Origin of the sequence: Streptomyces sp. (genome assembly GCF_035645055.1) — a bacterium.
GTDB lineage: Bacteria > Actinomycetota > Actinomycetes > Streptomycetales > Streptomycetaceae > Streptomyces.
Window position 1 is genome coordinate 176,258 of the sequence record NZ_DASQNH010000031.1, and the last position, 14,844, is coordinate 191,101.

General features: G+C 71.2%; 10 protein-coding genes. 4 read left to right on the forward strand and 6 right to left on the reverse strand.

Going from position 1 to position 14,844, the window contains the following annotated elements; all coding sequences use genetic code 11:
- Positions 1-29 precede the first annotated feature (29 nt).
- The 3 genes from VE614_RS10500 (at position 30) to VE614_RS10510 (ending at position 7,331) form a co-directional block, all read left to right on the forward strand.
- Complete coding sequence (locus VE614_RS10500; RefSeq protein WP_324935019.1) at positions 30-1,409, forward strand: alpha-amylase family protein; 1,380 nt, start codon at positions 30-32, stop codon at positions 1,407-1,409.
- A gap of 130 nt (positions 1,410-1,539) precedes the next feature.
- The gene (gene pulA / locus VE614_RS10505; RefSeq protein ID WP_324935021.1) at positions 1,540-6,942 is read left to right on the forward strand and encodes a pullulanase-type alpha-1,6-glucosidase; all 5,403 of its coding nucleotides are present in this window, start codon (positions 1,540-1,542) and stop codon (positions 6,940-6,942) included.
- 32 nt (positions 6,943-6,974) lie between these two features.
- Positions 6,975-7,331 (forward strand): 5-carboxymethyl-2-hydroxymuconate Delta-isomerase, encoded by a 357-nt coding sequence (locus tag VE614_RS10510; RefSeq protein ID WP_324935023.1) that lies wholly within the window; start codon positions 6,975-6,977, stop codon positions 7,329-7,331.
- A gap of 11 nt (positions 7,332-7,342) precedes the next feature.
- Here the strand turns inward: VE614_RS10510 and VE614_RS10515 are convergent, their stop codons facing one another.
- From VE614_RS10515 to VE614_RS10535, 5 genes are all read right to left on the reverse strand, one after another.
- Positions 7,343-8,032, reverse strand: a complete 690-nt coding sequence (locus VE614_RS10515) for a TetR/AcrR family transcriptional regulator (protein WP_324935024.1) — start codon at positions 8,030-8,032, stop codon at positions 7,343-7,345.
- A gap of 56 nt (positions 8,033-8,088) precedes the next feature.
- A complete protein-coding gene (locus VE614_RS10520; RefSeq protein WP_324935026.1) occupies positions 8,089-9,135 on the reverse strand; it encodes a PDR/VanB family oxidoreductase in 1,047 nt (348 codons plus the stop codon).
- Entirely contained in the window at positions 9,135-10,052 is a 918-nt protein-coding gene (locus VE614_RS10525; RefSeq protein WP_324935028.1) for a metal-dependent hydrolase, read from the reverse strand. The genes VE614_RS10520 and VE614_RS10525 overlap by 1 nt, the downstream gene beginning before the upstream one ends.
- 130 nt (positions 10,053-10,182) lie before the next feature.
- Entirely contained in the window at positions 10,183-12,105 is a 1,923-nt protein-coding gene (locus VE614_RS10530; protein WP_324935104.1) for a hypothetical protein, read from the reverse strand.
- Between the two features lie 49 nt (positions 12,106-12,154).
- On the reverse strand, positions 12,155-12,655 hold the full coding sequence (locus tag VE614_RS10535; RefSeq protein ID WP_324935030.1) for a tetratricopeptide repeat protein: 501 nt from the start codon (positions 12,653-12,655) through the stop codon (positions 12,155-12,157).
- A 111-nt stretch (positions 12,656-12,766) separates the two neighbouring features.
- Between VE614_RS10535 and VE614_RS10540 the strand changes: the two genes are divergently transcribed.
- Complete coding sequence (locus tag VE614_RS10540) at positions 12,767-13,174, forward strand: hypothetical protein (protein WP_324935032.1); 408 nt, start codon at positions 12,767-12,769, stop codon at positions 13,172-13,174.
- A 64-nt stretch (positions 13,175-13,238) separates the two neighbouring features.
- Here VE614_RS10540 and VE614_RS10545 read toward each other — a convergent pair whose 3' ends face one another.
- Positions 13,239-14,792 carry a DUF1996 domain-containing protein gene (locus VE614_RS10545; RefSeq protein WP_324935034.1) on the reverse strand — a complete coding sequence of 518 codons (1,554 nt, stop codon included), beginning with the start codon at positions 14,790-14,792 and terminating at the stop codon, positions 13,239-13,241.
- Positions 14,793-14,844: the final 52 nt, after the last annotated feature.

Here is a 14,844-nt window from a genome sequence, read left to right on the forward strand (position 1 = left end):
CCACCCCTTCAACGGTGAAGGATCCCCACATGGCCAGCAGCAGAACCGTTTCGGGCGCTCTCGCGCTCGCCGCGGCGGCCGCCTTCCTGGCACCCGCCACCGCCGCCCACGCCGCCCCTCCCGGCACCAAGGACGTCACCGCCGTCCTCTTCGAGTGGAACTTCGCCTCGGTGGCGAAGGAGTGCACCACCCGCCTCGGCCCCGCCGGCTACGGCTTCGTGCAGGTCTCCCCGCCCGCGGAGCACATACAGGGGTCCCAGTGGTGGACCTCCTACCAGCCGGTCAGCTACAAGATCGCCGGACGGCTCGGCGACCGCACCGCCTTCAAGAACATGGTCGACACCTGTCACGCGGCCGGCGTGAAGGTCGTCGTCGACACCGTCATCAACCACATGGCCGCGGGCAACGGCACCGGCACCGGCGGCTCCGCGTACACCAAGTACAACTACCCCGGCCTCTACTCGTCGTACGACTTCGACGACTGCACCGCCCAGATCACCAACTACCAGGACCGCTGGAACGTCCAGCGCTGCGAACTGGTCGGCCTCGCCGACCTGGACACCGGCGAGAACTACGTGCGCGGCGCCATCGCCGGGTACATGAACGACCTGCTCTCGCTCGGCGTCGACGGCTTCCGCATCGACGCCGCCAAGCACATGGACGCCGCCGACCTGGCGAACATCAAGTCCCGCCTGACCAACCCTTCCGTCTACTGGAAGCAGGAGGTCATCCACGGCGCCGGGGAGGCCGTCCAGCCCACCGAGTACACCGGCAACGGCGACGTCCAGGAGTTCCGCTACGCCTACGACCTCAAGCGGGTCTTCAACAACGAGAACCTCGCCTACCTGAAGAACTACGGCGAGGGCTGGGGCTACCTGAAGAGCTCCGGCGCCGGTGTCTTCGTCGACAACCACGACACCGAGCGCAACGGCTCCACCCTCAGCTACAAGGACAACGCCACCTACACCCTGGCCAACGTCTTCATGCTGGCCTGGCCCTACGGGTCGCCCGACATCAACTCCGGCTACGAGTTCACCGACCACGACGCCGGACCGCCGAACGGCGGCCGGGTCGACGCCTGCTGGCAGAGCGGCTGGAAGTGCCAGCACGCCTGGCCGGAGATCCAGCGCATGGTCGCCTTCCGCAACGCCACCCGCGGCGAGGCCGTCACCAACTGGTGGGACAACGGCGGTGACGCGATCGCCTTCGGGCGCGGCGGCAAGGGCTTCGTGGCCATCAACCACGAATCCGGCTCGCTGACCCGCACCTACCAGACCTCGCTGCCCGCGGGGACGTACTGCGACGTGCAGAGCAACACCCGCGTGACGGTGAACTCCAGTGGCCAGTTCACCGCCACCCTCGGTGCCAACACCGCGCTGGCGGTCCACGCCGGCAAGTCCAGCTGCTAGCCGAGCAGTCGGCCAAGGGTCGTGAAACCTCTTGCTGTTGGTTTCACGGCCCTTGCTGCAACACTTGCGCGGCGCTACCGTCGCGCCCGGGGTCGGACCCAATGAGCCGTCATCGCAAGGAGTTCACACCTTGATACCCACAAGGCCGGCGCCTGCCAAGCGCCGCACCGCACGAGGCAGACGGGTCGCGGCCGTCACCGTCGCAGCGCTCGCCGCCGCCCTCGTGCAGCCCCTCGCCGCCCGCGCCGCCACCCCGCCGCCTCCGCCCTCGGACGCGGCCCTGGCCAAGGCGCCCGCCCGGCACGACCTCACCCGCGAGCAGTTCTACTTCGTGCTCCCGGACCGGTTCGCCAACGGTGACCGGGCCAACGACAGGGGCGGTCTGACCGGATCACGCCTGGCGACCGGATACGACCCCACCGACAAGGGCTTCTACCAGGGCGGCGACCTCAAGGGCCTGACGCAGAGGCTCGACTACATCAAGGGCCTCGGCACCACCGCCATCTGGCTCGCCCCCCTCTTCAAGAACCAGCCCGTGCAGGGCGAGGGCGCCAACGCCTCCGCCGGGTACCACGGCTACTGGATCACCGACTTCACCCGGGTCGACCCGCACTTCGGGACCAACAAGGACCTGGAGACCCTGATCGACAAGGCCCATGCCAAGGGCATGAAGGTCTTCTTCGACGTCATCACCAACCACACCGCCGACGTCGTCGACTACGAGGAGAGGTCCTACGGCTACCTCGCCAAGGGCGCCTTCCCGTATCTGACGAAGAACGGCGAGCCCTTCGACGACGCCGACTACGCGGACGGCAAGCGGAGATTCCCCGCGGTGGACTCCGGCACCTTCCCGTACACCCCGGTCGTCGCCCCGGACAAGCGGAACCTGAAGGTTCCGTCCTGGCTCAACGACCCGGCGATGTACCACAACCGCGGCGACTCCACCTGGGCCGGCGAGTCCGCCACCTACGGCGACTTCGTCGGCCTCGACGACCTGTGGACCGAGCGTCCCGAGGTCGTCGAGGGCATGGAGAAGATCTACCAGCGCTGGGTCCGCGACTTCGACATCGACGGCTTCCGGATCGACACCGTGAAGCACGTCAACACGGAGTTCTGGACCCGGTGGGCCACCGCCCTCGACGCCTACGCGGCGAAGAAGGGCCGGGACGACTTCTTCATGTTCGGCGAGGTCTACTCCGCCGACACGGACGTCACCGCCCCGTACGTCACCGAGGGCCGCCTCGACTCCACCCTGGACTTCCCCTTCCAGGACGCGGCCCGCGCCTACGCCTCCCAGGGCGGCAGCGCCAAGAAGCTGGCGTCGGTCTTCGGCGACGACTACAAGTACACGACCGACAAGGCCAACGCCTACGAGCAGGTCACCTTCCTCGGCAACCACGACATGGGCCGCATCGGGACCTTCCTCAAGCAGGACAACGCGGGCGCGAGCGACGCCGAGCTGCTGAAGAAGGCCCGGCTCGCCAACGAGCTGATGTTCCTCAACCGGGGCAACCCGGTGATCTACTACGGCGACGAGCAGGGCTTCACCGGCGCGGGCGGCGACAAGGACGCCCGCCAGACGATGTTCGCCTCCGAGGTCGCCGACTACCTGGACGACGACCAGCTGGGCACCGACCGCACCCACGCGGTGGACGCCTACGACCCGAGAGCACCGCTCTACCGGCAGATCAGTGCTCTCGCCAAGCTCCGCAAGGCCCACCCGGCCCTCGCGGACGGCGTCCAGACCGAGCGCTACGCCGCCGACGGCCCCGGCGTCTACGCCGTCTCCCGCACCGACGCGAAGACCGGCACCGAGTACGTCGTCGCCTTCAACAACGCGGGCGAGGCGAAGACGGCGACCTTCGCGACCGGCTCCGCGAACAGGGGCTTCCACGCGATCTACGGAACCGGCCGCTACCTGAAGTCGGACGCCGACCGAAAGGTCACCCTCACCGTCCCCGCCGGATCCGCCGTCGTCTACAAGGCGTCCGGCAAGCTCCCCGCCCCCGCCGCCAGGCCCTCGCTGACGCTGAGGGCCCCGGCCCCCGGCGCCACCGGCACCGTCGAGGTCACGGCCGACGTCGAGGGCGGACAGCTGAACCGCGTCGTCTTCGCCGCCCAGGCGGGCAACGGCAAGTGGAAGACGCTCGGCTCCGCCGACCACGCCCCGTACAAGGTCACCCACACCATCGGCAAGGACGTACCGCCCGGTACCGCCCTGCGCTACAAGGCCGTGGTGATCGACTCCGAGGGCCGCACCGCGAGCGCCACCGCGGCCTCCGCCACCGGCACCCCGCCCGCCGAGGAGATCCCCACCGCCTCCTCCCGCGACCACGCGATCGTCCACTACAAGCGCGCGGACGGGAACTACGCCGACTGGGGCCTGTACGCCTGGGGCGACCTCGCCGACGGCGAGGCCACCGAATGGCCGAACAGCCACCCCTTCACCGGCCGCGACGCCTACGGCGCCTTCGCCTACGTCAAGCTGAAGCCGGGCGCCTCGAACGTGGGCTTCCTGGTCATCGACAAGCAGGGCAACAAGGACGTCGCCGCCGACCGGGCGATCGACGTCACCAGGACCGGCGAGATCTGGATCGAGCAGGGCAAGGAGACCGTCCGCACCGAGCGGCCCGCGGCCGACTACCCGGCGCCGGACACGTCCAAGGCCGTCCTGCACTACCACCGCGCCGACGGCGACTACGACGGGTGGGGCCTGCATGTCTGGGCGGGCGCCGCGAACCCCACCGACTGGTCGAACCCCCTCAAGCCGGTGAAGACTGATGCCTATGGCGCGGTCTTCGAGGTGCCGCTCACCGAGGGTGCCACCAGCCTCAGCTACATCATCCACAAGGGCGACGAGAAGGACCTGCCCACCGACCAGTCGCTCGACCTCAGGGCGAGCGGCCACGAGGTGTGGCTGTTGAGCGGCCAGGAGAAGCCCCTGCTGCCGCAGCCCGCGGGCTCCGCCGCCGCCGTCGACCTGACCACCTCCAAGGCGGTCTGGATCGACCGGGACACCGTCGCCTGGAACGGTTCCGACGCCGCCGCCTCCACCCAGCTGCGGTACTCCCGCACCGGCTCCATCAAGGCCGAGAACGGGGTCCTGACCAGCACCGACGAGCGCCGGCTGCGCCTGAACAAGGCGACCCTCACCGACGCCCAGAAGGCGAGGTTCCCGCACCTGAAGGGCTACACCGCCTGGTCCGTCGACCCGCGCGACCGCGACCGGGTCCGCGAGGCCCTGCGCGGCCAGCTCGTCGCCTCCCAGCTGGCGGCCAACGGCGCGGTGCTCTCGGCGACCGGCGTGCAGATCGCCGGAGTACTCGACGATCTCTACGACGCCACCGAGGCGGACCTCGGTCCCACCTTCCACCAGGGCCGACCCACCCTCGCGGTCTGGGCCCCCACTGCCCAGAGCGTGTCCCTGGAGCTGGACGGTTCCCCGAAGCCGATGCGCCGCGACGCCGCCACCGGCGTCTGGTCCGTCACCGGCCCGGCGTCCTGGAAGGGCAAGCCGTACCGGTACGTGGTGAAGGTCTGGGCGCCCAGCGTCCGCGAGATCGTCACCAACAAGGTCACCGACCCGTACGCGGTCGCCCTTACCACCGACTCGAAGCAGAGCCTCGTCGCCGACCTCGCCGACAAGTCCCTCGCGCCGAGCGGCTGGAACAGCTACGAGAAGCCGAAGGCGGTGCCGCTCAAGGACGCCCAGATCCAGGAGCTGCACATCCGCGACTTCTCCGTCGAGGACCGGACGGCGAAGCACCCGGGCACCTACCTGGCCTTCACCGACGAGGACAGCGACGGCAGCCGGCACCTGAGGAAGCTCGCCGAGGCGGGCACCTCGTACGTCCACCTGCTGCCCGCCTTCGACATCGCCACCATCCCGGAGAAGAAGTCCGACCAGGCGACCGTCGACTGCGACCTGGCCTCCCACCCGGCCGACTCCGGCAAGCAGCAGGAGTGCGTGGCGAAGGCCGCCGCCAGGGACGCCTACAACTGGGGCTACGACCCGTACCACTACACCGTCCCCGAGGGCTCCTACGCCACCGACCCGGACGGCACCGCCCGCACCGTCGAGTTCCGCGAGATGGTGAAGGCGCTCAACGAGGACGGCCTGCGGGTCGTCATGGACGTCGTCTACAACCACACGGCGGCCTCCGGCCAGGCGCACACCAGCGTCCTGGACCGGATCGTCCCCGGCTACTACCAGCGGCTCCTCGCCGACGGCTCGGTCGCCAACAGCACCTGCTGCGCCAACACGGCCACCGAGAACGCCATGATGGGCAAGCTGGTCGTGGACTCGGTGGTCACCTGGGCCAAGGAGTACAAGGTCGACGGCTTCCGCTTCGACCTCATGGGCCACCACCCGAAGGAGAACATCCTCGCCGTCCGCAAGGCCCTCGACGCGCTCACCGTCGAGAAGGACGGCGTCGACGGCAAGAAGATCATCCTGTACGGCGAGGGCTGGAACTTCGGCGAGATCGCCGACGACGCCCGCTTCGTCCAGGCCACCCAGAAGAACATGGCCGGCACCGGCATCGCCACCTTCTCCGACCGGGCCCGGGACGCGGTGCGCGGCGGCGGCCCCTTCGACGCCGACCCGGGCGTCCAGGGCTTCGCCTCCGGCCTCTACACCGAGCCCAACCCGAACGCGGAGAACGGCACCCCGGCCGAGCAGAGGGCCCGGCTGCTGCACTACCAGGACCTGATCAAGGTCGGGCTGTCCGGCAACCTCTCCGGCTACACCTTCACCGACACCAGCGGCAAGCGGGTCAAGGGATCCGAGGTCGACTACAACGGCGCCCCCGCCGGATACGCGGCGGCCCCGGGCGACGCCCTCGCCTACGCCGACGCGCACGACAACGAGACCCTCTTCGACGCGCTCGCCTTCAAACTGCCCGCGTCGGTGAGCGCCTCGGACCGCGCGCGCATGCAGGTCCTCGCCATGGCGACGGCCACCCTCTCGCAGGGCCCGGCCCTCTCCCAGGCGGGCACCGACCTGCTGCGCTCGAAGTCGCTGGACCGCAACTCCTACGACAGCGGCGACTGGTTCAACGCCATCCACTGGAACTGCGCCGACGGCAACGGCTTCGGCCGCGGACTGCCGCCGGCCGCCGACAACCAGGCGAAGTGGCCGTACGCCAAGCCGCTGCTGACGAAGATCGGGGTCGGCTGCCCGCAGATCGAAGGCGCCTCGGCCGCCTACCGGGATCTGCTGAGGATCCGTACGACGGAGCGGGCGTTCTCCCTCGACACGGCCGCCCAGGTGCAGTCCGCGCTCTCCTTCCCGCTCTCCGGGACCGGGGAGACGCCCGGCGTGATCACCATGCGCCTCGGTGACCTGGTCGTCGTCTTCAACGCGACGCCGGAGCGCCAGGAGCAGCGGATCGCCGAGCTGGCGGGCCAGTCCTACCGGCTGCACCCGGTGCAGGCGGCGGGCGGGGACCCGGTGGTCAAGAGCGCGTCCTTCCAGTCGGCGACCGGCACCTTCGCCGTACCGGCGCGGACGGTGGCGGTCTTCCGTCACTAGGGTGAGGCCCGACGCCTAGAACAGGAGTGCCCATGCCGCAGATCACCGTCGACTACTCCGAGCGCCTCGCCGGCCACTTCGACCGGCCCGGCTTCGCCAAGGCGCTGCACACGGCCACGGTCGAGATCGCGGCGGCGAAGCCGCCGGCGTGCAAGACGCAGTTCCGCCGGACCGAGGACACCGTCGTCGGCCCGGACGCCGAGGGCCACGCCATCGTGCACGTCACCATCGGCCTGCTGGCGGGCCGGACCGACGAGACGAAGGCCCGGCTCACGGAGCAGGTGCTGGAGCTGCTGCGGCAGTATGTGAAGCCCGCCGAGGGCCTGGCGCTGCACGCCTCGGCAGAGGTCCGCGACCTCGACGCGTCCTACCGGAAGTACGACGCCTAGGGCGGGCGCGCTCAGGAAGCGAGGGTGATCAGCCGGGCGACCAGGTCCCCGAAGGGGCCGTCGCCCGGCTCGTCCTCCAGGACGCGGCGCAGCAGCGCGCCCATCTCCTCGTCGTACGCCGCGCTCACCGCCATGAGCGCGGCGAAGTCGTGCACGAGCTGCGCCTGCAACTCCTCGCGGGGTATGCGCCGCCCGTCCAGCCAGATCAGCGCCGTCGACTCGGCGAGCGAGATCCAGGAGCGCACCACCAGCTCGAGGCGGGCGGGCGGCTCCGGCATCCGCAGATGCGCGATGATCTGCTCGTAGGCGGCCTGGCGCACCGAGTCGATCAGCGCGTTGGTCGTCGAGGAGCCGACCGCCGGGCCGCCGCGCATCAGCGCGGAGAAACCGGGTCCGTGCTCGTCCACGAAGTCGAAGAACCGGGCCATCACCCGCAGCAGCCGCGCGCCCAGCGGACCCTCGGCCGGCTCCACGAACCGGCCCGCCAGATCCTCCGCCGCGCGCTTCAACGCGGCCTCGTACAGGCTGAGTTTGCCGGGGAAGTAGTGGTAGACCAGCGGGCGGGAGATGCCCGCGGCCGACGCGATCTCATCGATGGAGACCTCGTCGGGAGAGCGGCGGCTGAAGAGTTCGAGGGCCACGCCGATCAACTGCTGCCGCCGCTCCTCGACACCCATTCTGCGGCGAACCCCGGTAGTCATACGAACACCTTACCGATCGAATCCGGCCGAGAACGGCCTCGATCGGCCACCGGTATTCACATATCCAGCACGATTCGCTCACCTCGGGCCCGCGACACACAGATCAGCATCGAGTCGTGGCGCTCCGCGTCCGTCAGCAGCTCGTCGCGGTGGTCCACCTCGCCCTCCAGCACCCGCTGTTGGCAGGTCCCGCAGAAGCCCTGCTCGCAGGAGTACGCGGTGTCCGGCAGCTCGTCCCGCACCGCCGCCAGCACACTCCGGTCGGCCGGCACCGTCAACGTCACCCCGCTGCGACGCAGTTCCACCTCGAAGGCACCGTCGCCGTCCGCCCCCGTACGCGGCGCGAACCGCTCCAGACGGACCTCGGGGAATCGTTCCTCCACGGCGGCCATCAGTCCCTCCGGACCGCAGCAGTAGACGGCGGCGTCCCCCGGCACGTCCGCGAACAGCGCGTCCAGGTCCGGCAGCCCCTCCTCGTCCTCCGCCACGACGCTCACCCGGTCACCCCCGATCTTCACGACCTCTTCCAGGAACGGCATCGACGCCCGCGTCCGCCCGCCGTACAGCAGCCGCCACTCGCTGCCCTCCGGCAGCGCCCGCAGCATCGGTAGGATCGGCGTGATCCCGATGCCGCCCGCGACGAAGACGTACGACTCCGCCTCGACCAGCGGGAACCGGTTGCGCGGCCCGCGCACCTCCAGCTCGATGCCCTCCCGCACCTGTTCGTGCACCTCTCGGGACCCGCCCCGCCCGTCCGGCACCAGCCGTGTGGCCACCGTGTACGACGAGGTGTCCTCCGGATCCCCGCACAGCGAGTACTGCCGCACCAGCCCCGAGGGCAGCACCAGGTCGAGATGGGCGCCCGGCTCCCAGCGCGGCAGGTCGTGCCCCTCCAGCCGCAGCCGGACGACCCCGTCGGCGATCTCCTCGCGCGCGGTCACCAGCAGCCGCAGCGCGCGCGTCCGGGGACGGCCGGAGACCGGCTCCTCCAGGGCCGGCATCGGCCACAGCGGCGAGGCCTGGATCCGGCGCCGCAGCGCCCGCCGGGCGAGCAGCGCGGCACCCGCGACGAGGACGGCGGTCTTCAGCTTCGGCGTCGGCATCAGACGGCGCTCCTCTTCTCCGCGGCGAGGGCGGCGACGGCGGCGGGGGAGGAGGCGAGGTAGGCGACCGCCCGCTCGGTGCAACCCTCCTGCGAGGGGTGGTAGTCGCGGCTCAGATACCGCGGAATGGACCTCAGCATGTCGCCCGTCGACGGCAGCAGGCCCTGTCGCCCGCGCACATGGAAATCCTTGAAGGTGGCCTTCCCGGCCGGCAGCGTCGGGTCGTTCTCCATGAAGAAGCGGATCCCGCGCTGCCACAGGAACACCAGCGCGGTGAACGCGGTGGCCCAGGTCCGGGCCCGGCGCCGGTAGCCGCCGTCGACGTGCAGGAACAGCTCGAAGGCGACCGAGCGGTGCTCGACCTCCTCCGCGCCGTGCCAGCGCAGCAGATCCAGCATGGTCGGGTCGGCGCCCCGCCGGTCCAGTTCCTCGGCGCCCAGCACCCAGTCGCCGAGGAACGCGGTGTAGTGCTCGATGGCCGCGATCAGCGCCACCCGCTCCAGCAGCCACCAGCGGCGGGCCCGGCCCGGGGGCAGGGTGCGGTCGCCGAGCAGCTTCTCGAAGAGCCAGTCGACCTGCGCGGTGTACGGCGCCGGGTCGAGCCCCTGCTCTTTCAGATGCGGCAGCACCTCGTCGTGGGCCTGGGAGTGCATGGCCTCCTGGCCGATGAACCCGATGACGTCCTCGCGCAGCCGCTCGTCGCGTATGTACGGCAGCACCTGCTTGTAGACGTGCACGAACCAGCGCTCACCGGCCGGCAGCAGCAGATGCAGCACATTGATCGTGTGCGTGGTGAACGGGTCGCCCGGCACCCAGTGCAGCGGGGTGCCCTCCCACGAGAAGGACACGTTGCGCGCCTTGAGCGGGATGCGCTCGGATTCGACGGGGCCGGGCACCCGGACCTGCTTGTTAGACATGGCGTCAATGTACTGACGGGTAAGCCAGGGGTGAAGCCCTCTGCGCCGGCTTGTTGATGCCGGTGCCGGTCAGGGGCGGGCCAAGCCTTCAGGGGCGGGCCAAGCCTTCAGGGGCGGGCCAAGGCGCCGCCTACCGCAGCCCGCTGATCGACCGCCCGCTCTCCAACGTGGCCTTCAGCTCCGCGTGCGCGCCCTGCTTCGTCCGCACGGTCAGCAGATGGCCCTCCGCCGAGCCGTTCACCCCGCCCGTCGCGCTGACCGACTCCGTGTCCCGGCTGCTCGCGGCGAGCAGATACCACTCACCGCCCGCCGACTTCCACAGCACCCCGGCCAGCACATGCGGATCCTTCGCCCCGCACGCCGGATCGCCGTCCGCCTTGGCGACCACCGCGCCGTACGTCCCGCCCGGCGACTGGAACTGCGCCAGCACCCGCTCGCCGCCGCCCCGCCAGGTCTCGGCCCGGGTGCACACCCACGCCGCCGCGCCACTGCCGTCCGGCAGCGGCTGCCGGGCGTACGCCCACGCGTTCACCGATCGCACGCCCTGCCCCCGCGCGTTCGCCAGCGAGCAGGCGAACGGCGCCCAGGTCCGCCGCGCCTGCGCACCGGTCGCGTCCCGCACCGAGCCCGGCCGGCCACTGGTCAGCCGGGCCGGCACCAGCTCACCCAGGTCCGTCAGCAGCCGGGTGCCCGAACCGTCGGTCACCTCCAGCGCGTTCCACGACGTGCAGGCACCGGACCGGGTCACCGGACTGGCCAGGGGCGAGGCGATCCCGTCCGTCAGGGTCAGCTCCATCGTGCCGGAACCCGGCTTCACCAGATCCCGCTCGGCGGCCTTCTTCACCCACGGTGCCATCAGATACCGGACATTGCCGTCGGTGCGGGCCAGCACCACCGCGCTCGCCTCGCCCCGGGACGCGCCGTCCGTCCGGGCGAAGTCCAGGGCCGCGCCCGCCGTGCCGTCCATCGGCTCGGCGTACCGGGCGATGCGCAGACCGTCGTGGAGGATCACCACGCGCGCCCGGTCCACGGTCCCCGCGTACAGCAGCTGCGGCGGGCCGGCCGGGCCGCCCGACGGCGTGCCCGGCGTCACCGAGACGCGGACGGTCTCGCCGGGGCGGGCCCACACGGCGAGGGCGCGGCGCAGCAGCGCGCTGTCGTCGACGAGGTCGCCGCGCGCGGGCCACACGGAGAAATCGGTACGGGTCGCCGACTGCCAGGCCGCCGCGGGCACCTTGGTCAGCCGGGCCGGGTCGAGAGCGGCCCGGGCCGACGGGTTCTGCGCGTACACGGGGGCCGCGGCGCCGTCCGGGCCCCAGCCGTCACCGGGCAGAGCGAGCAGCGCCCCGCACACGGCGATCGCCGCGGTCGCGGCCAGCGCGGCCTTCAGATGCTGGCGGCGGCGCATCAGATCGGTGGGCCGGGCCTGGAGCGAGCACGGGTCGAACTCGGGGGAGTCCAGCAGCGCGTACTGCGCGGCGAGGGTGTCGGCCTCGGCGAGCGCGGCCTGCGCGTCCCCGACCCCGGCGGCCGTCAGCACCGTACACACGTCCGCGTCGGCCAGACGCTCCAGGCCGCGCAGCACATACGCGGCGCGGGCCGGAGCCGACAGCGCCGACAGCCGCTGGTCCAGAGCGAGTTCGTCGGCGCCGCCCGAGCGCGGGAACAGCCGCAGGCCCCACACCTGGGGGAGCAGCGGCGGCAGCTGGGACCGCTTCGGCCACGCCCGGCGCCGCAGCACCGGCAGGCCCGCCTCCAGCGCCGTCCGCAGCACCCGGAGGCGGACGTAGGCATAGCCGGGGTCGCTCTCCCGGCCCGTGGACTGGGACGGGATGACCGAGGCGCGGGCGCGCTTGCGGGGCAGCGCCCGCTGGGTGAGCGCGTGAGCGGTCAGCACCCGCCGGTTGCGGCCAAGACTCGGCGGCAGCACCAGATAGGCGAGACGGACCAGCCGAGGGTAGTGCTCGACGCGCGCGGCCTCGGCCCGCTCGACGTCGACCACCGGATCGGCGGCTGCGGAGCTGTGACGCTGGGCGACATCCTGTGACTGCACGTCCGGGAGAACGAGCGGCACGGCGGATGGTCACCGCCGTTCGGGGGACTCAGGCCCCCGGCTCGACCAGGGCGCGGGCGTAGTTCGCCATCGAGCGCTGGTAACGGGGCAGATGGCGGGCGAGGGCGCCGAGCACCAGGGACAGGCCCTCCCGGTCGCGGCCCAGAGCGGACAGGCACAGCGCGAGCGTGGCGCGCACGGCGTCGTCCAGCTCGTCGGACGGCGCGTCGAGTTCCGGCGTCAGCAGCGCGACACCCTCCTCCGGGTGACCGGTGTTCCGCAGGGAGCTGGACAGCTGGATCTTGGCGCGCCGAGCCTTGTAACCGGTGAGCCCGCGCGCCAGCGCCTCCCGGTACAGCGGCACCGCCTCGCCGGAGTGCCCCGTGGAGTCCCAGGCGCAGGCCCGCTCGAACGGCGCGTCGGGGCTGCCCTCGGGAAGCTCGGCGACGAGCGCGTCGATCACCGCGCGGAACTCGGCCGCCCGGTCCTCCGGGTAGCTGTCGAAGCCGGCCCACGCCGCGGACACGCGGTCTTCCCAGTCCTGGTTCACCAGGTCACCTTCGCACGGACGGACGTGCGACGCAGGTGATTTGAGCGCGCGGGGCCCGGCAGCCGTATCGACGAAAGGCAGTGCTGTCCGACGCCCCGACCGGAGGAACTGATGAGGCTGACCCGACCGATGCTCGCCGTGGCCCTGGCCGTACTGGCGCTCGCGGGCTGCGGCTCCGGCGGGGAGCGGGAGCGCGCCGAGGTGCCCAGGACCGCCGAGGGGAGCCTGGAGCAGCTGGCCGCCGAGGCGCGCTGCGAGCCGGACATCCAGACGGACGCCGACGAGATCCGGCAGGCGATCTGCCGCAACGGGAACGGCCGGTTCATCCTCGCCACGTTCGCCACCGATCGCGGCCAGCGGGAGTGGATCAACGGGGCGAAGGACTACGGCGGTCACTACCTGGTCGGCCGCAAGTGGGTGGCCGTGGGAGAGCCGGCGGTGGTGACGGCGCTGCGCGGCACGCTCGGGGGGACGCTGGAGGAGGGGAAGGACCACGGGGCCTCCCACGGCGCGCACTGAGCTGACACGGCGAAGGCCGGCGGTGGGTCTCCCACCGCCGGCCTTCGTGTGGACGCACTCGCGGCTACTGGCACTTACGGCCGGTGTTGATGCACGTGACCATCTTGTTCATCAGCTCCGGGGAGAAGAAGTTGATGAAGTCGTTGTGGTCGGTGATCGGCTTGTGCAGCTGCTCCGGGAAGGTGTCCACCGCGAACGGGTTCTGGACCACCCCGTTCTCGATGGTCGGGGCCGGCACGTCGTAGACCAGCCGGACCTGGAGCTGGGGGATCGCCTTGAAGCCGCCGGGGCAGGAGCCGTCGGGCCGGACGAACGCCACGTGGGTGCGGTGGTTGGCGCTGTCGATGTTCTGGCCGTCCCAGCAGCTCTGGAACTTGGACGTGCGCACCACGTCGCTGCCCTCGGGGCACAGCGGGTACTTGTCCGTCAGCTGCCGGTCCTCGAAGCCCGTGCAGCTCCAGGAGGTGTTGGCGTTCGCCAGGCCGTTCACGAAGGCCTTGGCGTCACCGGTGATGATGCGCAGGGCCGGGGGCATCGGGACGACCGGGCCGCGCCTGTTGCCGACGAACTTCAGCTGGGCCTGCGCGGGCTCCAGGATCCGGCCGACGTTGCCCTCGGTGCCGCCGCCGGCGTCGTTCTGGTCGAAGTCCTGCGAACCGTCCTGGAGGCGCAGCACCGGCCAGAAGTACGACGACCGGTCGCCCGGGTTCTGGCAGCTGGTGTCGGCGCGGGCCAGGTCCTCGTCGCTCGCGAAGGCGTCGTTGTTCTGGTTGCCGACGTAGTCGTGCAGGTGGTGGGCGCCGTTGGTGACACCGGGGGCGACGATCACGTTGTCCGTGTTGTGGTTGTCGTTGCCGTTGGTGCCGCACTTGGTGATGAAGACGCCGCGCGAACCGGACCGGCCGTTCGCGGCGAGGCCGTTCGGCAGGTTGCGGGAGTTCGGCTGGACGGTGGTGATGTCCTGGAAGTCCGCCGCCACCGGGCCGTTGCCGGCCTGACCGCCGTTGCCTCCCTGCTGTCCGCCGTCCTGCTGTCCGCCGTCCTGCTGTCCGTCGCCGTTGCCGTCCTGGTTCTGGTCTCCGCCGTCCTGCTGTCCGTCGCCGTTCTGTCCGTCGCCGTTCTGGCCGTCCGTGGTCTGCGGCTGTTCCGACGGGGTGCCGGCGCAGCCGGAGAGGGTGTCCAGGTCCTCGGAGACGTTGCCGCCGGCCCGGCTGATCTCCAGCTGGATGCGGTCGATGATCGCCTTGCGGCGGTCCTTGAGCGGCTGGAGGATCGCGTTCTGGACGAAGCTCGCGTCCTGGGCCTGCGCGTCCCGGGTGGTGGCCAGCCGCTGGTAGGCCTCGGTGATCTGCTGGTCCAGGGTGGCCAGTTCGCCGTCCACCTCGCCCCGGGCCCGGTCCGGCACGTCGTAGAGCCGCTGGCCGACGTCCGGGCAGTCGATGGTGGCGATCTGTGCCGTCGCCGACCGGGTCCGGTTCGGCCAGCGGTCCTCGTCCTCGTGCGCCGAGGCGTAGAAGTTCGCCCAGATCAGCCCGCCCCCACCGAGCGCTAGGGCCGCCGATGCGGCTATGGCCTTGGTGGCCAGCGGCGTACGGCGTTTTCGTGTGTTGCGTCCCATGGAACTCCTCTGACTTCCTTGCGGGGCAGCATCGAGGCGCCCGACAGGAGTG